Origin of the sequence: Bradyrhizobium sp. STM 3562, assembly GCF_045571435.1 — a bacterium.
Lineage (GTDB): Bacteria > Pseudomonadota > Alphaproteobacteria > Rhizobiales > Xanthobacteraceae > Bradyrhizobium.
Window position 1 is genome coordinate 2896509 of sequence record NZ_CP120694.1, and the last position, 23112, is coordinate 2919620.

Consider the following 23112-nt stretch of genomic DNA (forward strand, 5'->3'; position numbering starts at 1 on the left):
CCATGCACCGTACGCTGATGCGGAAAGGACGGCGATCGCTTTATATCGTCCATCGCTGGATCGGCATCGCGACATGCCTGCTGTTCGCGATGTGGTTCGTCTCGGGCGTGGTCATGATGTACGTAGCCTTCCCGCAGCTCACGGATCGGGAGCGCTGGGCGGCGCTGCCCTCGATCGCCTGGGACCGCGTGCTCGTGGCCCCCGATCGCGCCATGGCCATCGCCGGTCTCGCCAGCTATCCGCGCGATCTGCGTCTCGTCATGTTGGACGACGCGCCGGTCTACCGGCTGCTGGACTGGGATGGCGCGCACAAAACGATATCGGCAGTGGACGGTCGCCCGATCGACGGCATCACGCCCGAACAGGCGCTGGCGATTGCAAGGCATCATCCGCATGCCGTGCATCCGCAAATGATCGGCACCGTCGCGCGCGATCAATGGAGCGTCACGGCGCGCTACGATCCGCTCCGGCCGCTGTTTCTGGTGTCACTCGGAGACGCGGAGGGAACCGAACTCTACGTCTCGGCGCGGACCGGCGAACTTGCGCTCGACACCACGCGAGTGGAGCGGATTTGGAACTGGCTCGGCTCGATCCCGCATTGGATCTATCCTAAGGTTCTGCGCCAGGATGGGGCAATCTGGCGGCAAGCGGTGCTCTGGATATCCGGGACTGGCCTTGTGGTCGCGGTCACCGGTTTCTGGATCGGCGTCCTGCGGCTGCGGTTGCGCCAGCATCATGCCCGCGGCCCAGTCACGCCTTATCGCGGCTGGATGGCCTGGCATCACATCGCCGGGCTGATCGGCGGCATCTTTGTCCTGACCTGGATCTTCAGCGGCTGGTTGTCGCTCAATCCTGGTGACTATTTCGCGTCCCGAGGCCCGACCCGCGACATGGCCGTCCGCTATGCCGGGCAAGATGCGCCGCGGATCGTCGCAAGTTTTCAATCGATGCCAGCGCTAGGGGCGGTCGAAGCCCGCTTCGTTTGGGTCGGCGGCCATCCGCTGATGGTGCTCACCGATCGTGATGGCCACCAGACCACGGCCGATCCAGCAAGCGGCGTTGGGACGATGCTTTCCGACGATGAGATTTTTGCCGCCGCGAGCAGGTTGTTGCCGCGCGCCGCGATGACCATGCGTGTGCGTTTGCAAGAGTTCGACGCCTATTGGTATCCGCACCACGGCGAGCGGCTCTTGCCGGTGTTGCGCGTCGGTTTTGACGACACCGCTCAGAGCTGGTTCCAGATCGATCCGCGCAACGGCGACATCCTCGGCCGGACCGATAGCACCCGGCGGGCTTATCGCTGGCTGTTCAATGGCCTGCACAGCCTCGATTTTCCGCTGCTACTACGCCACCGCCCGGCATGGGACATCGCGGTTTTCCTGTTGTCGCTGATTGGAATGATCGTGTCGACCAGCGGCGTGGTTATAGGCTGGCGACGGCTGCGCCGCGGCTCGGGTCCGAGGAAGACCAAATTTCACGCGACTAAGGCTCTTGGCCAGAGTCATCTCCCACGAACATAGGCAATGCTCGTTGCGATACTTCGCGGCGGATCGGGCGAACCGTGTAGAGCTGAAGTCCGATTCTCTGCAACTTCGCGGCCTTCGCCGCGGCTGCTGTCATCGCGGTCGCCGCAGCGGTGCTTGCCAAGAAATCGCGTCTGCTCAGGGGCATCGACGAGTTCGACCTCGCCAGGAAGGATCGCATCTCGCGTCGATCCTCAGTGCGTCTTTCGATTCCAGCGCCGCTGCTGCGAGCGCGAATTATCTCGGCGATTGCAGCACGACGCCGTAGCGCCGGTATATTCGCTCGATCGTGCCGTCCGCCTGCAGCCGTTCCAGGGCTTGATTGATGGCATCGCGCAGACTGTCGTCGGGGCGCACCATGCCGACGGCGACGTTCCAGTTGAGGTCCGCCACGCTCTCGTCGCGGTCGAGGATGCGTAGCGCCTTGTCCGGATGGGTCAGATTGTAATAGCTCGCCATGGTTGGCGTCACCGCCGCCGCGTCGATCTCGTGATTGGCGAGCGCGTCCAGGCTGTCGACCTCGAACCCGAAGGTCGATGTCGGCACGTGCCGCTGACTGATGACCATCGCCGCGACGGAGCCGACTTGGACCCCGACCTTGGTGTGGGCGTCGAGGCTCTTGAACGACGTGAGCTTGCTGTCGGTTGGCACGGCCAGCGCGACGCCGGTGCGGTAATAAGGCTTTGATATCCGCAAATTGGTCTCGCCTTGCGCTTCGCGATCGGCGATGACGTCCAGAACGATGTCGCAGCCGGCGCTCCGCATCTGGTACTGCGTGATGATCCAGTCGAGCCGCAGCGAGACGCCGAGCTCGTGAGCGAGGGCCCGTCCCAATTCGACCTGAAATCCCGGAGGGTCGCCCGTCTTGCTGGCGAAGGGAAGCGAGTTGGGATGGGCGCACAGCCCGATCTCGCCGTATGAGCGGATGGCATCGAGCGATCGCGCCCGCGTCGCCCCCATCAGCGCTATGACGAAGGTGACGACCATGAGCGGGAGGATTCTTGTCATTCCAGGTCCCTTGCGCGAACGGATTTGCACGCGCCGCCTCATCCTTCGCGCGGCTTCAGTGAGCGGATGTACTTGATGATCTCGTCGATCTGCGCATCGGTGAACATTCCGCCGAAGGCAGGCATCGCGCCCGGCTTGCCGTTCTTGATGCGGTTGCGAATAAACTCGTCGTCCCGCTGTGTGTTCATGAGCTGCGGTCCCTTGCCGGCCGCGCGGCCGCCATCGGAGTGACACCAGCCGCAGGTGGTCGCGAACAACTGCTCGACGTCCACGGGTGCGTTCTCGGACGGAGGGGCGGGGGGCTGCTGAGCGCGCGCCGGCACGGCGCATCCCAGCAAAGTTGCTAGCAGCACCGACGGCACGGCCATGATGCCAAGGTTCGATTTCATGAAGCTCAGGTCCATTTAAAAAAGCACATCAGGACGTGGAACGGCACGGGGAGGGACCTTGTGTCCGCTCCCCGGCCGGTATCGCGGCGATCGCCCTACTTCAGGCTGTAGACAACGAGCGCGCCGTCGTCGCGCGGCATGCTCTTGTAAACGCCGCCGAAAGTCGGCGCATAGTCGTCCGACGCCATGCCGCCGAAGCCCGCAACCACCGCGATGTATTGCTTGCCGTTGACGGCGTAGCTGATGATGCCGCCTTGATGGCCGGTGCCGTCGGAATGGTTCCACAGCTCGGTCCCGCTGTCGGCATCATAGGCGTGCACGGTGCCGCGCGAGTCGGGCACGAACACCAGATTGCCTCCGGTCGACAGCACGCTGCCGAGCGGCGGCTCGGGGAAGCGGACTTCCCACTTCTTGGCGCCGGTGATGGGATCGCGCGCGTCGAGATGGCCGTAGATCTCGCCGCTAGGCGGCGGCGCGATCTTGAAGTCGGCGCCGATGTTGAGCTGGGCCTGAGGGGCAACGATCGGAGTCGTCTTCATGACCTCGAGCGTCATGCACCATTCCTGCCCGAGCTTGTAGTAGAGGCCCGTCTTGGGATTGTAGGAGCCGGAGTTCCAGCTTACGCCGCCGGAAATGTGCGGGCACAGGGGCTCGGAGACTTTGCCGGCCGTGAAGTCGCGACGGCCGATCAACTCGCCTGTCTTGGGATCGATGTTCTTGACGAAGTTGCTGTTCTGCGTGATCCGCCAGACGTTCTTCAGACCCAGATTGCGATCATAGACGAAGATGTATCCGCTCTTGTTGGGATGCACCACATACTTCTGCCCGTCCCGATCGAGCATCACGAATTCGCCGACCGCGCTGTCGAAGTCCCACGCGTCGTGCGGCAATTCCTGATGATAGAACTTCAACTTGCCGGTATCGATGTCGAGCCCGAGCACCGAGGAGGTGTAGAGGTTGTCGCCGGGACGCGCGCCCTGCGTCTTGTAGTCGGGGCCCGACCAATCATAGAGCGGCGCCGGGTTGGCGGTACCCCACAGAATGGTGTTGGTCTCCGGATCGTAGGTGCCGGGCATCCAGCCGCCGCCTCCGCCGGTGCGCCAGGAGTCGCTGCCCCAGGTCTTCATCGCTTCGTCGGTGCCGGCAACCGTGAGGAATTCCCATTTCTTCTTTCCGGTCGCTGCGTCGACCGCAAAGATCGGCCCGCGGCCCGGCCATTCGCCGCCCTGCGCACCGATGATGACGGTGCCCTTGGCAAATAGTGGCGCGCCGGTGAATCCGACCGTCAGCTTCTGGGAATCGATCAGCTTGGTGTCCCACGCGACTTTTCCGGTCTTCATATCGAGCGCGATCAGCCGGCCGTCCATGGTGCCGACATAGACCTTGCCGTCGCCGATCGCGACGCCGCGATTGTAGGGAGAGTGGGTTTGGCGCGCGATCAGCGCCTCATCCAGTTCCGGGAAATAGGACCAGATCACCTCGCCAGTGGCGCCGTTCAGCGCAAACACCCGGCTGTAGGAGCCCGTGTAGTAGAGGACGCCGTCAGCGACCAGCGGCATCGACTGCAGGCCACGGGTGGACCGTCCCGGAATATGAATCCAGGCAACGCTGAGGTCGCCGACATTGCCGGTGTTGATCTGGGCCAACGGACTGTAATGATAGGACTTGTAGGAACCGTGATAGGTCAGCCAATCATTTTGACCACCGGCTTCGATGCGCGCAGTATCCACCGATTGGGCAAAGGCTGACGGCGCAGCAAGCGTCGCGGCCACGGCAACAGGTAAACAAAAATAGCTCCACCATGTCTTCATAGCGACTTCCTCCCATTTCGCTTTTTGCACTGCTCACTGCATTGCCTCAACGCGCGGCACATGATCGCTGGTCGCTGCGATCGTGTGTCGCGCGCCGGGACAATTCCGGCTTCCTCTTGTCAGCGGAGGCTCGCGCGTCCTCAGCCATTGGCCGCAATGGCGGTCTGGCGAGCGCGGAGCACTCTTCGGGGCGAGGTTCACGCTTGTTGCGCTACGATGCGTATACCGATTGGCGCATCGCACAATCGGCCACCGACGTCTCGTCCGCGCGCGTAACGTACTTGCAGCCATCACGTCCAACTGCCTCCCGGCCCCGAATAGGCTCCTCTGCAGCGAGTTTAGGCTTGCTTGATTGGCATCATGACGCCCGAATGTGGCGAGACGGCGCCGATCTCCATTCACCTCGCGTGGTCATCTCTCTAATGCCGCACCACCAGCACCGAACATTTGGCGTAGCGCACGACGTGGCCGGCGTTGGAGCCGAGAAAATAGGTACGCATGGCCGGCCGGTGCGAGGTCATCACGATCAGGTCGGCGCGGATGGCGGCGGCCTCTTCCAGGATCTCGTGGTAGATGCCGCCCTGCCGCACCACGCTGGAGATGCGGGACGGCTCGATGCCGGACTCGCGCGCCACGATCGCAAGGGCCTCTTCCGAGGCCTGGCGCTGCTGGATGTCGAAATCCGCCGGCACATATTCGGCCAGCATCACCGGTGTCATCGGCAGGACATTGAGCAGCCGCACAGTACCGGTCCAGGTATTCGCCAGCGTGGCCGCTGTGGCGATGGCGGGTTTCGCCAGATCGGTGTCGGCGAGATCGATCGGCACGAGGATGGACTTGAACATCTGCGCCTCCGTATGTGCCAACCAGACTAGCACGAATGGAGCGCAGGTGTGCTCCGCGTTTCGAGCATGATGCGGAAAAGTGGATGCCGGTTTTCCGGGACGGTGACGCTCCATGAAATCCGGGTGGCGAAGCCGGCTAGTCGCTCGAGGCCTGCTTCAACAGTTTGGGGCTGACGAAGAGTACGAGCTTGCCGCGGTGGAATGCGACGTCGTCCCAATCCACGGTTGCGAAGTCGAAGATGGCAAGGCCAGCGGTCGGTAGATTGTCGGTCAGCGCCTTGCGGCCCGCAGCATCGCCGCCACCCGCGAGCGCCAGCGCCAGCTCGTGCATGCCCGGATTGTGCCCGACCAGCATCAGCCGCTTCGGATCGGAGACGGAGGCCATGCGAATGGCGTGCAGAAGCTCGGCCGCGTCGGCGCCGTAAAGTTCCGGGACCGATTCCACCTGCGGCGGCGGGACCAGCCCCTTCATGGCCGCCCAGGCGATGTCCCAGGTCTGCTGGGCGCGCACGGCCGGCGATACGAAGACGCAATCCGGGAACGGCGGATGCCGGCCGATCCAGCCGCCGATCTCGGCGGCGTCGCGCAGGCCGCGATCGTCGAGGCGGCGGTCCTGATCCCGGCCCGACGGCGCATCGGATTCAGTCTTGGCGTGACGCAGCAGCATCAAACGGCGCATGGGCTTAAGATCTCGATTCGGTTCGGCCCGATTAATGTACAGGCCGTTATCTAGGACAAGGTGACAAGGACGCGAAGGCTACTTAAGAAAACGACATGAACGAGACCTCGACAACCCCGACACTTGCCCCCGACATTGCCGCGCTGCAGGAGCGGCGGCGGCTGACCTTTGATCTCGATGTCGACATCTGCGTGGTTGGCGCCGGCCTCGCCGGGCTGACGGTCGCGCTGGATTGCGCGCGGCTCGGGGCAAGCGTCGCCGTGCTCGAAGGCCGTCATGTCGGTTGGGGCGCCTCCGGCCATCAACTCGGCACGGTGATGCCCGGTTTCAGCTTACCGCTCGGCGACTTGATCGAGCGGGTCGGTGTCGAGAATACCCGCGCGCTTTGGAGGCTCTCGAAGGAGGGGGCCGAGTATATTCGCGCCTATGCCACCGAAGAATTAATGCCGGGCATCGGCTTCAGCGAGGGCGTGCTCGAGGTGTCCAATGTCGATGCCGGCGATCGGCTGATCAGCCGATTGCAGATGCTGAGCGAGGATATCGACCCGGAGGTGGAGGGCTGGCAGGTCGATCGCGTGCGCGAACAGCTCAAGACCGACCGTTACTTCGACGGCGTGTATTATCCAAAAGCGTTCCAGATCGATGGACGCAAATATCTGTTCGGACTGGCGACACTGGCCCGGCGCGCGGGCGCGCGCATCTTCGAGGACACGCCGGTCGTCAGCATCGATTCATCAGGCGTTCGCAAGCGCATCGTCACGCCCTCGGCGCGGCTGCGCGCCGGCCACATCGTGCTGGCCGGCAACGTGCATCTGGGGGCCACGGCACGGCGGCTGTCGGCGACGCTGTTGCCGGTGTGGCGCTATGCCGGCGTGACCGCGCCGCTCGGCGAGCGTCTGGCCGAGGCCATCGCCTTCAAGGGATCGGTCGTCGACAGCGACGGCATCGACCATTTTCGCGTGGTTGGTGGCGACCGCCTGATGTGGGTGAGCCCCGAAACCACCTGGGCGGCGCGGCCGCAGCGCTTTGCCGGCGCCATCCAGCGCCGCATCCGAACTATCTTTCCGAAGCTCCGTGCGGTTGAGATCGCACAGATGTGGGGCGGGGCGGTTGGCCAGACCGTGCATGGCATGCCGCAGATCGGTGAGCTGCGCAAAGGTCTTTGGGTGGCAAGCGGTTTTGGCTGGCAAGGATTGAACACCTCGGCCATTGCCGGACTGCTGATCGCGCGCAGCATTCTGTGGGGCGACGAGCGCTGGCGGCTGTTTTCGCCCTTTGAGCTGGTGTGGGCCGGCGGCCCCACAGGCCGGGTGGCGGGCTACGCGGTCGGAGTGTGGCGGCGAGGGAGATCGGCGGCGGCCGGCGCGCTGGCCCGTCATCGGGAGCGCGTGCGGATCCAGGATCGGCTGCGCGAGGGGCGGATCGCCGAGGCCAATCGCCAGGCCGGGGAGCGTTCATCGCCGCGGCGCTCCCGGTCGGCAGTCGTCCGCTCCGGGCAGCCGCGCCCTGCAGAACCGCAGCGCAACGAGGTCGAGGGGACATAGGGGCATTCGCAGCGCCACGTGCGGCGCTCGCACGAATGTGAGAATCATCGGTGCGATCGGGTGTAACTTCCGGCGCGGCGCCCCGTATTTCACCGCGAAGAGATGCGGATTCCTGTACTTGCGGAGACCCCGATGCCTGACCGCCGCTTTCTGCTGACCTCCGTCGCCGGCCTGTTCGGCCTTGCAACATTGCGCTGGCTGCAGACCTCGCCGGCGCGCGCCGCCGAGAAATTCGAAATCGAAAAGACGGACGCGGAGTGGCGCGCCCAGCTCACGCCGCAGCGATACGAAATCCTGCGCAACCAGGGCACCGAGCGTGCGTGGTCGAGCCCGCTGTTGAAAGAGCACCGCAAGGGGACCTTTGCCTGCGCCGGCTGCGACCTGCCGCTGTTTTCCTCCGACACCAAATTCGAGAGCGGCACCGGCTGGCCGAGCTTCTACAAGCCGCTGGACAACGCGGTCGGCACCACGGAGGATCGCACCTTCGGCATGGTGCGGACCGAAGTGCATTGCCGCCGCTGCGGGGGTCACCTCGGCCATGTGTTCGATGACGGGCCCAAGCCCACCGGCCTGCGCTACTGCATGGACGGCCTCGCGCTCGTGTTTCACCCGGCCGCGCCGTCCGCGACCTGAGATCATTTTGCGTAAATTTTTTCGCCTGGTTGGTTCGCCTCGTTCGTTCAACGGAGGCGAACTGCTCGTCGCCGCTGGCTCAAAGCCAGGGCGCTTGTTTGCGTGAATAGCTTGCCGGTTGCCCGGCAATAGTTGCCCGCCCGGCAATTCCGCGCCGGTTCGCGGACGGCTGTCTTTTGCCTAAGCCTCTGATGTGAGGGCATTTTCCAATCTGGCACAACGCTTGCGATGGTTTTCACGGATCGCGGCGGGGCGCGCGCCTCGCCGAAGGAATCGAATGTGGAGACAATCGTATGGGTATCTTCGACGCATTGAATACGTCGGTCAGCGGCCTGCAGGCGCAATCCTTTGCGCTGCAGAACATCTCCGGCAACATCGCCAACGCCTCGACCATCGGCTACAAGGGCATCGGCACCAGCTTCGAAGATCTCATTCCGAACGCTACCTCGCCGAGCAAGCAGGTTGCCGGCGGCGTCACCGCCTTCTCGCAGTCGACCATCACCACCCAGGGCACAGTTTCGACCTCCACCGTCGCCACCAATATGGCGATCAACGGCGATGGCTTCTTCAATGTGCAGAAGCCGACCTCGATCACCGACAACCAGCCGGTGTTCGACGGCGTCACCTACTACACCCGTCGAGGCGATTTCCAGATCAATGCCAACGGCAACCTGGTCAACGCCGCTGGCTACTACCTGATGGGTTACACGGTCGACCCCAAAACCGGCAATCCGACCGGCAACGTGCCGCAGGTGCTGCATTTCGACAACAACTTCATTCCGGCCCAGGCGACGACCGCGGTTCAATACGCGGCGAATCTTCCGAAAGTGCCGAAAACGCTGGCCAGCACTTCGGGGCTGGCCGGTACGATTACGGCGGCGGGCGGTATCAATCCCTCCGACTTCGCTTCCAATCCCTTGCCGGTCGGTTCGCCGGCACCGCCGGTTGACGCGTCCAAGACCGGCACTGCATTGACGAACCAGGCGGGGAACCCGGTTACTGCCAACACAGCACTCTCCGGCACAGCCGGAAGCGACTCGCTGTCGTCGGGCTTCGCTGCTGGCGACAGCATCACCGTCAACGGCGTCACCATCAATTTCGTCGCTACCGGTGCTACGGGAAACCAGCTCAACATCACCGACAATGTGCAAGCGCTGCTCAACAAGATTTCAGCGATCACCGGAGGAGCGGCTAGTATCTCGGGTGGCAAAATCACCCTGCACACCGGCACCGCGCAGGACCTGAACATCTCTGTCCCAACCGGTGCCACGGCCAACTCCACGACTGCCCTCGGGGCGCTCGGCTTCGGCGCACCGCCGATCACGCAGGCGCGTGCGCCCGGCACCAATGTCGGAACGGGTGTCGTTACCGCCAACGACCTGACCGCCTTTACCAACGAGTCCATCAGCGGCGGCGCGGTGACGACCTACAACGCGGCGGGCACGCCCGTGAACCTGCAATTGCGCTGGGCCATGACCGACAGCGCATCACTGGGTGCCGGCCATCAGGACACCTGGAACCTGTTCTATCAGACCAGCACCACCGCGACAGGAAATCAGACGGCCTGGGTCAATGTCGGCACGAACTTCGTGTTCAACGCCAACGGCGCGCTGGTCTCGCCTACGGGCTCGGCGATCACCATTCCCGGCGTAGCCGTGGACGGGCAAGCCCTGGGCAATCTCACGATGAACATCGCCTCTGGCGCATTGACGCAATATGCGAGTTCGAGCGGTGCTGCGACCATCAACCAGATCCAGCAGAACGGCTTCGCCGCCGGCCAGTTGCAGTCGGTCGCCATCGACAACAACGGCATCGTGGTCGGCACGTTCTCCAACGGACAGAACGTCGATCTCGCCGCGGTGACGCTGTCGCACTTCAATGGCACCAACTACCTCAAGGCGATGGATGGCGGCGCTTACGCGGCCACCACCGAGTCGGGGGCGGCGATCACGGGCGCCTCGGGCAAGATCAGCGGCTCGTCGCTGGAAGGATCGAACACCGACATCGCCGACGAGTTCACCAAGCTGATCGTGACCCAGCAGGCCTATTCGGCGAACACCAAGGTGATCACGACGGCCAACAGCATGGTTCAGGACCTCCTGAACGTGCTCCGCTGAGTTGGATCGGCTCAATTCTAGAAGTGACGTAGCTTAAGGCAGGTAAACAAGATGGGTTTAGGCTCGGCTCTTGCCACCGCGATGGCTGGTTTGCGCAGCAACCAGGCGGCGCTCTCGATCATATCGTCGAACGTCGCCAATTCGCAGACGCCCGGTTACGTCACCCAGAACCCGACACAGGTCGAGCTCGCGAGCGGCGGTTACGGCTCCAGCGTCCAGACCACCGGCGTCAACCGCCAGCTCGACATCTTCATCCAAAGCCAGCTCCGCACGGAGACTTCGGGGGCAGGGTATGCCAATCAGATGGCGAATATCCTGTCCCAATTGCAGACCGTGTACGGCAATCCCGGCGGCGACGGCACGCTGGAAACGATGCTCAGCAATTTCACCAGCGCGCTGCAGTCGCTGTCCAGCAATCCCGGCGACCAGTCGGCGCAGAAAGTGGCGCTCTCGGCGGCCCAGTCGCTCGCCGCGCAGTTGAACACGACCACGCAAGGCATCCAGACCCTGCGCACCAATGTCGATCAGGATATCGGCAACTCGGCGGCGCAGGCCAACACCTACATGAGCCAGATCGCGGACATCAACTCCCGCCTGCAGGGCTTGAGCCCGACCGATCCGCAGGCCGCAACGCTGATGGATCAGCGGGACAACGCCATCAACGAGCTCTCCAAGCTCGTCGACGTTCGCACCGTCACCGACTCCTCCAACCAGGTCAGCCTGTTCACCAATTCCGGCATCCAGCTCGTCGGCGGTGGGCTGGCGTCCTCCTTCGTCTACAGTTCGGCGGGCGTGCTCAACGCGAACGCGCAGTACAATAGCGATCCGACGAAATCCGGCGTCGGCTCGCTCAACATCAGGCTGCCCAACGGCGCCAACATGGATGTGGTCGCAAACAACGTCATCAGCTCCGGCCAGATCGCGGCCGACCTGAAGCTGCGCGACCAGACCCTGGTGCAGGCGCAAACGCAAGTCGACCAGCTCGCGGCGACGCTGTCGAGCGCGGCGTCCGACCAGACCACGGCCGGCACCCAGGTGACGGGAACGCCGGCCGGCTTCGACGTCGACACTTCGAATATCCTGCCGGGCAACACCATCAACCTGACCTATACGGACGCGGCGACCAAGACTCAGCACCAGATCTCCATCGTCAATGTGAAGGATACGACCGCGCTGCCGCTGCAGAACGCGGCCAATGCCAATCCGCAGGTCATCGGTGTCGATTTCTCGGCCGGCATGGGCACGGTGGTCTCGCAGCTCAATGCGGCGCTTGGTTCCAATAACCTGCATTTCTCGATTGCACCGCCCCCGGCATCCGCTTCGACATTGCGCGTGACGGATGACGGCACCGGGAATGCGACCGTCAATGCGGCATCGACGACCACCACCGTGCAGTCGTTAACGGCAGGCGTTCCGCAGCTTCCGCTGTTCACCGACGGAGCCTCGTTCTATACCGGAGCGATCTCGGGAAGCGGATCACAGATGACCGGCCTTGCGGGCCGCATTTCGGTGAACACGGCTTTGCTCGCCGATCCCTCGAAGCTCAGCACCTACAGCACATCGCCGCCGACCGCCGCGTCCGACAACACGCGCTCGGATTTCCTGTTTACGCAGTTCACCACGGCGAACTTCAGCTATTCGCCGCAGACCGGGCTCGGTTCAGCGGCCGCGCCGCTGAAGGGCACGGTCGGCAGCTACCTGCAGCAATTCATCAGCCAGCAGGGCAACGCCTCCACGCTCGCCAACCAGTTGCAGCAAGGTCAGAGCGTCGTCGTCTCCACGCTGCAGCAGAAATTCGACTCCACCGCCAAGGTCAATATCGACACCGAAATGTCGAACCTGATCCAGGTCCAAAATAGCTATGCCGCGAATGCTCACATCATGTCGGTCGTGCAGAGCATGATGCAAACCTTGCTCCAGGCGCAATTGTAGGGCGTTTAACAATGTCGATCAGCAGCATCAATTATAGTTCGTCTCTGCTCGGCCTGTCCGTGCAGAACATCAACAATCGGCTCAGCAATCTCTCGACGCAGTTGTCGACCGGGGTGAAGTCGACCGACTACGCCGGCATGGGCACCAACGAGGGCTTCGCGGTCGCGGCGCGCTCGCAGCTTGCGAATATCGCCTCGTTCAGCGACACCATGACGGGCGTCACCACGATCATCAACGCGGCCAACGCCGCGCTGCAGTCGCTCTCGACCACCGTCGGCCAGGTGAAGAGCGAGGCGGCGGCCACGCCGCAAAATCTGACCAGCTCGGGCCAGACCATCGGCCAGCAGAACGCGCTGGCGCAGCTTTCCGCGATCGTCGGCGTGATGAATACGCAGGTCGGTAGCCGCTACATCTTCTCCGGCAGCGCCATCAATACGCCGGCCATGGCATCGGCGGACGACATCCTGAACGGCACCCCCACCCAGGCCGGGCTCAAGCAGGTGATCGCCGAGCGGCAACAGGCCGATGGCGCCAATGCCCTTGGCCGACTCGTGATCAGCCCGTCGGGAACAATGCCGATCCAGATCTCCGAGGATGGCTCGCCCTTCGGCTTGAAGCTCGCCGCGGTCTCCTCGTCGTCGCCCAATCCCAACACCACGGTCTCCGGACCGTCCGGCTCGCCGCCGTCGATTTCGATCAACATGACGGCGAATCCCAATCCGGGCGATCAGATCAGCCTCACCTTCAAGCTGCCCGACGGCACGAGCGAAAGCATTCAGCTCACCGCGAGCAGCCTCTCGCCGCCGCCGGCCAATGGCTTCAGCATCGATTCGACGTCATCAGCGAACACGTTCGCCAATTTGAACGCCGCGCTGAACAGCTCGATCGGCAAGCTTGCCAACACCTCGCTGTTTGCGGCGTCAGCCGTGGTCGCAGGGGACGAATTCTTCAACACCACCACTGCGATCGGCAACGCCGCCCAAAACCAGGCCGGTGCGCCAATTACAGGCCTCACAGCCCTGTCCGGGACTGCTCCTGACTCGCTGACCACCGGTTTTGCGGCCGGCGACACCATCACCGTCAATGGTCAGACGCTCAAGTTTGTCTCGGGCGCCGCGAGCGGCAATAACGAGATCAGCACCAGCGACAACGTCCAGACGCTGCTCTCCAAGATCCAGACGCTCGAAGGCACGACGACACCCTCGACCGTCAACGGCGGCGTCGTCACGCTGAACGGCAACGACGCTTCGAAACTGTTGGTGACGAGCTCGAACCAAGCGGCCTTCGCCGCGCTCGGCTTCTCCGGCGGCACCGCGACCGCAACGCCATTGCGGATCGTGCCGCCGCTTTCCTCGGCCACGCGCCTCACCAGCGGCGCGGCCAACACTGTTGCCTGGTACACCGGCAATTCGGAGCCCGGCTCGGCGCGCTCCGCCGCAACCGTGCGCATTGATTCCGCGCAGAGCGTACAGTTCGGCTCACAGGCCGATGAAGAGGCAATCCGGCGGGCGGTGCAGAACATCGCCGTCTATGCCGCAGTCTCCACCCCGCCGGGCGGCCCCAATGCGGGTGCGATTGCGCCCTTGAGCCTGCGGATCGGCGCCAACCTGACCCCGCAAACCGGCCAGCAGACGATTTCCGACATCCAGACCGAATTTGCCACCGCGCAGACCACGATGAAGGATGCCCAGGCGCGGCAAAGCCAGGCCAAGACCGCGCTGCAGAACCTGATCTCGGACACCGAGGGCATTTCGCAGAACGAGGTGGCGGCCAAGATCCTGTCGCTGCAGACCAGCCTACAGGCCTCCTACCAGACCACCGCGATGCTGTCGCAGCTCAGCCTCGTCAAGTTCTTGCCCACGGCATGATCGTTAGAGCGGAGGAGCGTGGTTAGGTTTTCGTTAACCACGTCTCTTTACTGTTTGGTCAGAAGTGCGGGGGACCGCCGCTTTTGGAGGCGCTGATGACCGACAAGATCCACCTCGTGGTCGCCACACCCTGCTTCGGCGGGCAGGTTTCAAGCATCTATGCCAGCTCGATTTTCGGCCTGCAGCGCGCGGCGCGCAGCATGTCCAATCTCGACTTGACGGTGCATATGCGTGATGGCGATGCGCTGATTACCCGCGCCCGCGCCAATCTGGTGACGCTCTTTCTTAACGATCCCACCGCCACCCACCTTCTGTTTATTGATGCCGATATCGGGTTTACGCCGGAGCAGGTGTTCCGGCTCATCGAGTCGGGTGCCGATGTCGCGGCCGGCGTTTATCCGATCAAGCGGGTCAACTGGGACAAGGCGAAGCGAGCGATGGACGCGGGCCGGCCGAACCTGCCGGCCGCCTCGCTCGATTACGTGCTCGAGATCGACGATCCCGATCACGTCGTGGTGGTGAGCGGATTTACCCGCGTGCGCTACGCCGGGACGGGCTTCTTGATGGTCAGGCGCCATGTGCTGGAAAGAATGTGCGCGCATTATGCCTCGCTGCAGTTCTTCCGCGAGCATTCGCATGATGCCTTGGCCGGCAGCCCGAACCGGTTCGCGCTGTTCGAATGCATGATCGACGGGGCGAGCGGCACCTATCTCAGCGAGGATTTCGCCTTCTGCAAACGCTGGACCGATATGGGCGGCGAGATATGGGCCGATCTCGACAGCCGGCTCGATCACGTCGGGCCTTCCGTGTTTCACGGCAGCGTTGCCTCGCAATTCGCTCCCGCGCCTGTCGTGGCCGCAGCGGCGGATGCGGCTTGAGAGCTGGCTGATGACGTCGGCTGTTCCGAAGTTGCAGACGGCCGAAGCGTTCGGTTTAGATCCCTTCCGGGAGGACGTCGCGCGCGGCATGCGCGATCTGTTCCGGCCGCTCGACGATCTCCTCACGAGCGGCGGCGATCCGCGGCTTGCGCTCGATCCGGTGAGCCGGCGCAACCAATATGGCTGCGGGGCAGGGCCAGCGCCGGAAATCTGGAATTTCGCTTCAAGCACGGCATCTCCAATTTCGGAGCGGGCCTATGCGCGCGCGGGCGGGGCGCGCGAGGCGCTGATGCGCTCGGCGATCGAGATCGGGCTTGAGGCGGCGTATGATGTGCGGATGGAGGAGATCCGCGCCAGGCTGAAGGCGCTGCTGCGGCTCCCCGCGCGCGAGGTCGACGTCGTGTTTGCTCCGTCGGGCACCGACGCGCAACTGCAGGCGCTGTCCGTCGCGCGCGCACGGCTCGGGTCATCGCCCACCACCATCGTGGTCGGATCGGATCAGACCGGCAGCGGAACCGCCTTCACCGCGCGCGGGCGGCACTTTGGCGCGGTCACGGCAGCCGGGCGGGCGGTCCGCAAGGATATGCCAATCGCGGGCCTTGCCTGCGATGCCATTGCGCTGCCATTGCTCGATCGGGCAGGGGCGTTGGGCCCGCGCGCGGATATCGATATCGCGGTGCTGGAAGCAGTCGCGGCGGCAACCGCCGGCGGCGGGAGCGCGCTGCTGCAGATCATGGACAGCTCGAAGCTCGGCTGGCGTGCGCCGAGCGAGGCATGCCTTGCCGAGATCGGCCGACGCTGGCCCCACAAGGTGCAGGTCGTCGTCGATGCCTGCCAGATGCGGCTCGGCCGCGGCCGCATCAAGACGTATCTGGATCGCGGCTACATGGTGCTGATCACCGGCTCCAAATATTTCGGCGGGCCCGCCTTCTCCGGCGCATTGCTGCTGCCGGCTGCCGCCTCGCGCGTGCTCGCGCGCAATCCCAAGGTTGCGTCCGGGCTCCTCGATTACACCAGCCGCAGCGACTGGCCGCGAAGCTTGAAGGCGCTGCGCAGCCGCCTGGAAAGCCGAAGCAATCTCGGCCAGTGGCTGCGCTGGGAGGCTGCACTGGACGAGATGGCGGCCTACTACGACATACCGGCTGCGTTCCGCCTCCATGCGACCAGGGAGCTGCGGTCGGGAATCGAGGACCTGATCATGCTCTCGCCCGCGCTTGGCGCGATCGGCCGTTCGGTGCAGGCGACGATGGCCGAGGACGAGGAATTTTCGGAGCCGACCATCTTCCCCTTTTTGGTGAAGGGGAAGGGCGGTGCGCTCTCGGCAGACCAATCGCGCCGGCTCCATCGCGCGCTCGCGCGCGATATGAGCGCGATGCCCGGCCTCAGCGCCGCCGACCGCGAGATCGCCGCACGCCCCTGCCTGCTTGGGCAGCCCGTCGAACTGGCCGGACCGGCCGAACAATCTGTCGCGGTTCTGCGGCTCTGCGTCGGCGCGCGGCTCATTGTCGAGGCATGGTCGCCCGATCCGGCGACGGCCCGGCGCAATATCGAACGCACGCTTGATCGCATCGCCGAAGTGGTGGCGAAGATCGAGCTTTTGCTCGCGCATCCGGCGAGCGCAAAACTTGTGGAGTCTTCACATGGAGCCTAGGTTTCTCGAGCTCTCGGAGGCGGCGCGCCAGGATTGTGCCGACCGTATCGGGCTCGCCAAGCTCGCCAAGATGGCCTTTGACGGCAGGGATCTCCGGTCGATCTGGCAGGACCTGATCGGTCGCGTGCTCGACGGCTCGGCCAATGCCGGCGAGGCGCTTGACCTGTCGCTGATCGCGCAACTGCTCGGCGACAAGCAGACCGGCCTTGCCATGCAATATCAGGTTCTGCTCGAGCACCGGTTGTTCCGCTCGCCCTGCGCATCGGCGCATGCGCATCTTCGCGTGCTGGCGCTTGCGGCTGCGACCGACATGGGCAGCAACACGCCGATCGAATTCCTGCTGGAGGAGTCCGGCATCGAATTGATGATGCTGTATGTGATCCCTGAAGCGGAGCTGCCGGTCCCGCTGCCGGATCATGACGTCGCGATCGTGATCGCCTCCGATTCCGAAGACTGCCGCGAGGCGCTGCGCAAGATCGAGGCTGCTGCACCAGGCTGGCCGCGGCCGCTGCTCAACCCGCCGAAGCTTGTCGGCAATCTCGATCGCGACAAGCTGCACCGCATCTTGCGCGGCATCGAGGGGCTGGACATTCCCGCAACCGTCGCGGTCACGCGCGAGCAAGTGTTGCAGGCAGCGAAATCGAAAGACGTGCTCACGACTATTGCCTCAGAGCTCGCTTTTCCCTTGATAGTGCGGCCACGCGGCTCGCATGCCGGCGTCGGCCTTGCCAAGATCGACAACGGCGCCGGGCTGCAGCGCTATCTCGATGGTCGCGACGAACAGGAATTGTTTGTGTCGCGCTTCGTCGACTATTCGAGCGAGGATGGCCTGTTCCGCAAGTACCGCGTCGTCTTCGTCGAGGGAAAGCCCTACGCCTGCCACATGGCGGTCGCCGACCACTGGGACATCTGGTACCTCAACGCCGGCATGTCGGCGAGCGCCGAAAAACGCCTGGAGGAGGAGACCTTCATGCGCACGTTCGACATCGGCTTCGGGCGCCGGCATCGGACTGCGCTCGCCGGTGTCGCCGAACGGATCGCACTGGACTATTTCATCATCGATTGCGCGGAAAACAGGGACGGATCGCTGCTGATCTTCGAGGCCGACAACACCGCCGTCGTCCACAACATGGATCCGCCGGCGATCTTTCCCTACAAGGCGCCGCAGATGCGCAAGATCTTCGATGCGTTTGTCGCGATGCTGGAGCGCCGCGCGGCGCAGGCGCGGGAGCGTGCGGCATGACCAGGCTGCTCCGAGAGACACAACTTCAATCCGATTCGAGCGAGACGCTTGATCCGCAGGACTGGGACGCCATTCGCGCGCAAGGTCATCGCATGCTCGATGACATGATCGATTATATCGCGTCCGTTCGGGAGCGGCCGGTGTGGCAGCCGATCCCGGATGCGGTGCGGGCGCGCTTTCGCGCCGCCCTGCCGCGTCAGCCGTCCGATCTTGCCGAGGTCTATCGCGAGTTCACCGATTTCGTCGCGCCCTACGCGACCGGCAATGTCCATCCCGGCTTCATGGGCTGGGTCCATGGCGGAGGTTCGGCGGTCGGCATGCTGGCGGAGATGCTGGCGGCCGGCCTGAACGCCAATCTCGGCGGCCGCGATCATGTTCCGATAGAGGTCGAACGGCAGATCGTGCAATGGACGCGCGAGATGTTCGGCTTTCCGGAAAGCGCCAGCGGCATTTTCGTCACCGGTACTTCGATGGCCAATCTGATGGCGGTGCTGGTCGCGCGGACGGCGGCGCTTGGCAAGCTGGCCCGACGGCACGGCATCGGCAACGAAGGCAGCTTGTTGACCGCCTATACGTCGAAGGCCGCGCACGGCTGCATCAGCAAGGCGATGGACATCTCCGGCCTCGGCAGCGACGCGCTGCGTTGCATCGGCGTCGACCAATGCCATCGCATCGACGTGGCAGCCTTGCGTGCGCAGGTCGAACGCGACCGCGAGATCGGCTTCAAGCCCTTCCTCGTGGTCGGCTCCGCCGGCACCGTCGATATCGGCGCTATCGATGATCTCGTCGCCCTTGCCGCGTTCTGCCGCGAGGAGAACATCTGGTTTCACGTCGACGGCGCGTTCGGCGCGCTCGGAGTTCTTTCGCCCGCGCTCGCGCCGCTCCTGGCCGGTATCGAGCAGGCCGATTCCATCGCGCTCGATTTTCACAAATGGGGGCAGGTGCCCTACGACGCCGGCTTTCTCCTGGTGCGCGACGGCGAACGTCATCGTGATGCCTTCGCCGCGCCCGCGGCCTATCTGCGGCGGGAAACGAGAGGGCTGGCGGCGGGATCGCTGTGGCCTTGCGATCTCGGCCCCGATCTGTCGCGCGGTTTCCGTGCGCTGAAGACCTGGTTTACGCTGAAGACCTATGGCGCCGAGAAGCTCGGCGCCGTCATCACCAGGTCTTGCGCGTTGGCCGGCTATCTGGAAGCGCGCGTCCAGGCCGAACCGCGGCTGGAGCTACTGGCACCGGTCAATCTCAACATCGTCTGCTTCCGCTACCGCGCCGAGGACGCCAACAAGGTCAATGGCGAGATCGTCATGGACATCCAGGAGTCGGGGATTGCGGCGCCGTCGACCACGCTGCTGGACGGACAACTCGCAATCCGCGCGGCCATTGTCAATCACCGCACCGATACAGGCGACATCGATGCGCTGCTTTCGGCGGTGCTGGAATTCGGTGCCAGACGAACGGCCGGCGAGCTTGTGAAGGTCGAGGCGCCGCCGCTCGCGATGTAGAGCGTGAAGCGCGTCCTTCGGCGTCATTTCGAGCGTAAGCGAAGGAATCCAGACTTTCTCCGAATTTCTCTTGTCGCCCCGGCGAAAGCCGGGGCCCATACCACAGGCTTGAGTTGCTGTGAAAGGCTGGACCCCAGCCTTCGCGAGAACACCTGCCTGTGGTTATGGGTCCCGGATCGCGCTTCGCTTGTCCGAGACGACAGCGGAGTACGATGCAGTATCGATTGCTTCGTCGCTTGAGCCTGTTATCGGGGGCCGCGGTTCGCGCGGACCGTTGGCTCCTCGCAATGATGATCGGAATTGAAAAAGTGCGGCCGCTCAGGCGGCCGTATCGACGTCGCGCAGTTTCTGGCTGGCTTCGTGCAGATCCCGAAGCTGCTTCTCATAGGCAATGAGCTTGCGGGCTTCCTTGAGCGCCCGGTAGAGATCGCCGCTCAGAATGTTGTTGTTGATCTCCTCGATGATCGGCCAGGCGCTCGGCACGGCGGTGACGATCTCGCGCACCAGGTTGAAATAGGTGCCGTGATTGTTCTGCGGATCCGGCGAAATGTACATCAACTGCACTGCGAGATAGACCAGCTTCGCCGCCGTATCGGCGGTCTCCGGCGTCATGATGTCCTTTTCGCGAAGGATCGGAACGTTCTCGCCGTCGATCAACAGTCGGGCGCGCTGGTCCGTGTTGGTGATGACGCAGGATCCGACGATGATCCGCTCGTGCGGCTTCAGCTCAACCTTCAGGGCCATGCCTGTTCTCCGTGCGCTTCTCGAACGAGCCATTGTCGCAGCGTAACGGCTGCGGGTGCAAAATCAGGCGGATCGTTGCCGATTATGGTTAACGGCGGGTAAACGGCGGTCGGTCGGCCGCAAAAACGCAATCATATCAACGTGAAGCTCGATCGGACGGGAACGGGGGAAAGGCCACTCGGGATGTCACGCAGGCAGCAGCGAGAACGGAGACGCGATTCCATTTCACGCTTTGTTAGAGAGCTTGGCTCACGTTCCCCGGGCGCCTCGATCAATAAGGGTCGGGGTTTGTTTGTTACCAGAAAGGTAATCATCACAATGTCCGGAATTGTTCTCTCGGCATCGGTTCGCCAGAACCTCCTCTCTCTCCAGTCGACCGCTGACCTGCTCGCCACCACGCAAAACCGTTTGGCCACGGGTAAGAAGGTCAACTCCGCTCTCGACAACCCGACCAACTTCTTCACCGCCCAGTCGCTCGACAACCGCGCCAGCGACATCAACAACCTGCTCGACAGCATCGGCAACGGTGTGCAGGTGCTGCAGCAAGCCAACGCCGGCATCACCGCGCTGCAGAAGCTGATCGACTCCGCGAAGTCGATCGCCAACCAGGCGCTGCAGACCACCGTCGGCTATTCCACCAAGTCGAACGTCTCGACCACGATCGCGGGTGCGACGGCTTCCGACCTGCGTGGCACCACCACATTCGCGAGCGCGGTCGCGAGCAGCAACGTGCTCTATTCCGGCGCGGCCGGCGGCACGAGCGCTGCGACCGGCGGCAAGACGCTGGGCGCGACGGCGGGTACGGATACGGGAACCGTGATCAACGCTGCCACCACCGCTGCCAGCCTGTTGAACGGCACGGCGGTGAGCGACGCGAAGGCCGGTGTTGCCGCGGGCGATACCATCACCGTCAACGGCCACACCATCACCTTCGAGGCGGGCGACGCTCCGGCCACCGCTCCGGCGGGCTTTACCAAAGTCGCTGCAATTGCCAACACGACGACCGGCAACGTCTACACGGATGCCAACGGCAATGCGCAGATCTTCCTGGGATCCACCGGCTCGGCTTCGATCGGCGACGTCCTGACCGCCATTGACATTGCAAGCGGCGTGCAGAGCAACGTGTCCGGCACCTTGACGCTGAACGGCGGCCAGGCCGCTTCCACCGTGACCAGCGGCGGTTTGGTGCTCAAGAGCTCGACCGGCGCTGATCTGAGCATCACCGGCAAGGCCGATACGCTCAAGGCTCTGGGGCTCACCACGGCAACCGGCGGAGGCAATGCAACCGTCACTGCGGCCCGTGTTACCAGCACCAGTTCACTGGGTTCGCTGGTCCAGGACGGATCGACGTTGAACGTTGACGGCAAGGTCATCACGTTCAAGAATGCGCCGACTCCCGCGTCCACGGCAGTTCCCGCGGGCTCCGGCGTCAATGGCAACCTCGTCACCGACGGCAACGGCAACTCGACCGTCTATCTGCAGTCGGCGACCGTCAGCGACTTGCTGAAGGCGATCGACCTCGCCACTGGCGTTCAGACGGCCACTATTACCAATGGTGCGGCCTCTGTGGCCACCGCGTCCGGCCAGACTGCGTCGTCGATCAACGCCAGCGGTCAGTTGCAGATCTCGACCGGCGTCAATGCCGACCTGTCGATCACCGGCACCGGCAACGCGCTCTCCGTGTTCGGCTTCGCCGGCAACACCGGCACCGCGACGGCGTTCACCGCTTCGCGTACCTCCGGCGTGGGTGGCATCAGCGGCAAGACCTTGACCTTCACCTCCTTCAACGGCGGCACGGCGGTCAATGTCACCTTCGGCGACGGCACCAACGGCACGGTCAAGACCCTGGATCAGCTCAACCAGGCGCTGCAGGCCAACAACCTGTCCGCGACGATCGACGCCAACGGCCTGCTGACGATCTCCGCCAGCAACGACTACGCGTCCTCGACGCTGGGCTCGGTTGCCTCCGGTGGCGCGATCGGCGGCACCATCACCAGCACGCTGACCTGGTCGACTGCGGCAGCCCCTGTGGCTGACTCGGTTGCGCAGACGGCGCGCGCGAGCCTGGTTTCGCAGTACAACAACATCTTGACCCAGATCACCAGCACGGCGCTTGACGCTTCGTTCAACGGCGTCAACCTGCTCAACGGCGATCAGCTCAAGCTGGTGTTCGACGAAACCGGCAAGTCGAACCTGAACATCACCGGCGTGACCTTCAACGCGGCGGGTCTTGGCCTCAGCAACCTCGTGAACGGCGTCGACTTCATCGACAACGCCGCCACCAACAAGGTGCTGACCAGCCTGAACACGGCTTCGAGCACGCTGCGCTCGGAAGCTTCCGCGCTCGGTTCGAACCTGTCGGTCGTGCAGATCCGTCAGGACTTCAACAAGAACCTGATCAACGTGCTGCAGACCGGTTCGTCCAACCTGACGCTGGCCGATACCAACGAGGAAGCGGCCAACAGCCAGGCGCTGTCGACCCGTCAGTCGATCGCGGTCTCCGCGCTCTCGCTGGCCAACCAGTCGCAGCAGAGCGTGTTGCAGCTCCTGCGCTGATTTCAGCAAAGGCTACAGACAATCAAGGCGGCGGGGCTTCGGCCCCGCCGTTTTTATTTTTCGCGATCGAGAGGAGGGCTTTGGTCCCGGGATGCCCGCATTAACCGCCGGTTTACCGTCCTGCTTAAGCGCCCATTAACCTTAATTTAAAGGACAGGCCCTACAAATCTGCGCAAGCCAGTCCATCAG

The 23112-nt window shown here is 63.8% G+C and carries 17 protein-coding genes; 11 read left to right on the forward strand and 6 right to left on the reverse strand.

What is annotated here, in order from left to right; all coding sequences use genetic code 11:
• Positions 1-2 precede the first annotated feature (2 nt).
• Complete coding sequence (locus P6U23_RS13180; RefSeq protein ID WP_407180177.1) at positions 3-1520, forward strand: PepSY domain-containing protein; 1518 nt, start codon at positions 3-5, stop codon at positions 1518-1520.
• Between the two features lie 240 nt (positions 1521-1760).
• On the opposite strand, the gene P6U23_RS13185 is transcribed toward P6U23_RS13180, so the two are convergent.
• The 5 genes from P6U23_RS13185 to P6U23_RS13205 all read right to left on the reverse strand — a co-directional run bounded on the left by P6U23_RS13185 (position 1761) and on the right by P6U23_RS13205 (position 6255).
• Positions 1761-2531, reverse strand: coding sequence for a substrate-binding periplasmic protein (locus P6U23_RS13185; protein WP_407180178.1), 771 nt, complete (start codon positions 2529-2531; stop codon positions 1761-1763).
• A 38-nt stretch (positions 2532-2569) separates the two neighbouring features.
• On the reverse strand, positions 2570-2935 hold the full coding sequence (locus P6U23_RS13190) for a c-type cytochrome (RefSeq protein WP_407180179.1): 366 nt from the start codon (positions 2933-2935) through the stop codon (positions 2570-2572).
• 80 nt (positions 2936-3015) lie between these two features.
• Entirely contained in the window at positions 3016-4731 is a 1716-nt protein-coding gene (locus P6U23_RS13195) for a pyrroloquinoline quinone-dependent dehydrogenase (RefSeq protein WP_407180180.1), read from the reverse strand.
• Positions 4732-5150: 419 nt separating this feature from the next.
• On the reverse strand, positions 5151-5576 hold the full coding sequence (locus P6U23_RS13200; RefSeq protein ID WP_407180181.1) for a universal stress protein: 426 nt from the start codon (positions 5574-5576) through the stop codon (positions 5151-5153).
• A gap of 136 nt (positions 5577-5712) precedes the next feature.
• A complete protein-coding gene (locus P6U23_RS13205) occupies positions 5713-6255 on the reverse strand; it encodes a SixA phosphatase family protein (RefSeq protein WP_407180182.1) in 543 nt (180 codons plus the stop codon).
• 95 nt (positions 6256-6350) lie between these two features.
• Here P6U23_RS13205 and P6U23_RS13210 point away from each other — a divergent pair, with 95 nt between their 5' ends.
• The 9 genes from P6U23_RS13210 (at position 6351) to P6U23_RS13250 (ending at position 19623) form a co-directional block, all read left to right on the forward strand.
• Entirely contained in the window at positions 6351-7799 is a 1449-nt protein-coding gene (locus P6U23_RS13210) for an NAD(P)/FAD-dependent oxidoreductase (RefSeq protein ID WP_407180183.1), read from the forward strand.
• A 132-nt stretch (positions 7800-7931) separates the two neighbouring features.
• Complete coding sequence (gene msrB, locus P6U23_RS13215; protein ID WP_407180184.1) at positions 7932-8432, forward strand: peptide-methionine (R)-S-oxide reductase MsrB; 501 nt, start codon at positions 7932-7934, stop codon at positions 8430-8432.
• A gap of 293 nt (positions 8433-8725) precedes the next feature.
• Positions 8726-10549 (forward strand): flagellar hook protein FlgE, encoded by a 1824-nt coding sequence (locus P6U23_RS13220; protein WP_407180185.1) that lies wholly within the window; start codon positions 8726-8728, stop codon positions 10547-10549.
• Between the two features lie 51 nt (positions 10550-10600).
• On the forward strand, positions 10601-12481 hold the full coding sequence (gene flgK, locus P6U23_RS13225; protein ID WP_407180186.1) for a flagellar hook-associated protein FlgK: 1881 nt from the start codon (positions 10601-10603) through the stop codon (positions 12479-12481).
• 11 nt (positions 12482-12492) lie between these two features.
• On the forward strand, positions 12493-14349 hold the full coding sequence (locus P6U23_RS13230; RefSeq protein ID WP_407180187.1) for a flagellar protein: 1857 nt from the start codon (positions 12493-12495) through the stop codon (positions 14347-14349).
• A 95-nt stretch (positions 14350-14444) separates the two neighbouring features.
• Positions 14445-15227 (forward strand): hypothetical protein, encoded by a 783-nt coding sequence (locus P6U23_RS13235; protein WP_407180188.1) that lies wholly within the window; start codon positions 14445-14447, stop codon positions 15225-15227.
• A gap of 10 nt (positions 15228-15237) precedes the next feature.
• Entirely contained in the window at positions 15238-16878 is a 1641-nt protein-coding gene (locus P6U23_RS13240; RefSeq protein WP_407180189.1) for a hypothetical protein, read from the forward strand.
• Positions 16868-18121 carry a RimK family alpha-L-glutamate ligase gene (locus tag P6U23_RS13245; protein ID WP_407180190.1) on the forward strand — a complete coding sequence of 418 codons (1254 nt, stop codon included), beginning with the start codon at positions 16868-16870 and terminating at the stop codon, positions 18119-18121. Before P6U23_RS13240 ends, P6U23_RS13245 begins: the two co-directional genes overlap by 11 nt.
• Positions 18118-19623 carry a pyridoxal phosphate-dependent decarboxylase family protein gene (locus P6U23_RS13250; protein ID WP_407180191.1) on the forward strand — a complete coding sequence of 502 codons (1506 nt, stop codon included), beginning with the start codon at positions 18118-18120 and terminating at the stop codon, positions 19621-19623. Before P6U23_RS13245 ends, P6U23_RS13250 begins: the two co-directional genes overlap by 4 nt.
• Positions 19624-19941: 318 nt before the next feature.
• Here the strand turns inward: P6U23_RS13250 and flbT are convergent, their stop codons facing one another.
• Positions 19942-20367, reverse strand: a complete 426-nt coding sequence (flbT, locus tag P6U23_RS13255; RefSeq protein WP_407180192.1) for a flagellar biosynthesis repressor FlbT — start codon at positions 20365-20367, stop codon at positions 19942-19944.
• Between the two features lie 318 nt (positions 20368-20685).
• Here flbT and P6U23_RS13260 point away from each other — a divergent pair, with 318 nt between their 5' ends.
• Positions 20686-22923, forward strand: a complete 2238-nt coding sequence (locus P6U23_RS13260; RefSeq protein ID WP_407180193.1) for a DUF1522 domain-containing protein — start codon at positions 20686-20688, stop codon at positions 22921-22923.
• Positions 22924-23112 lie beyond the last annotated feature (189 nt).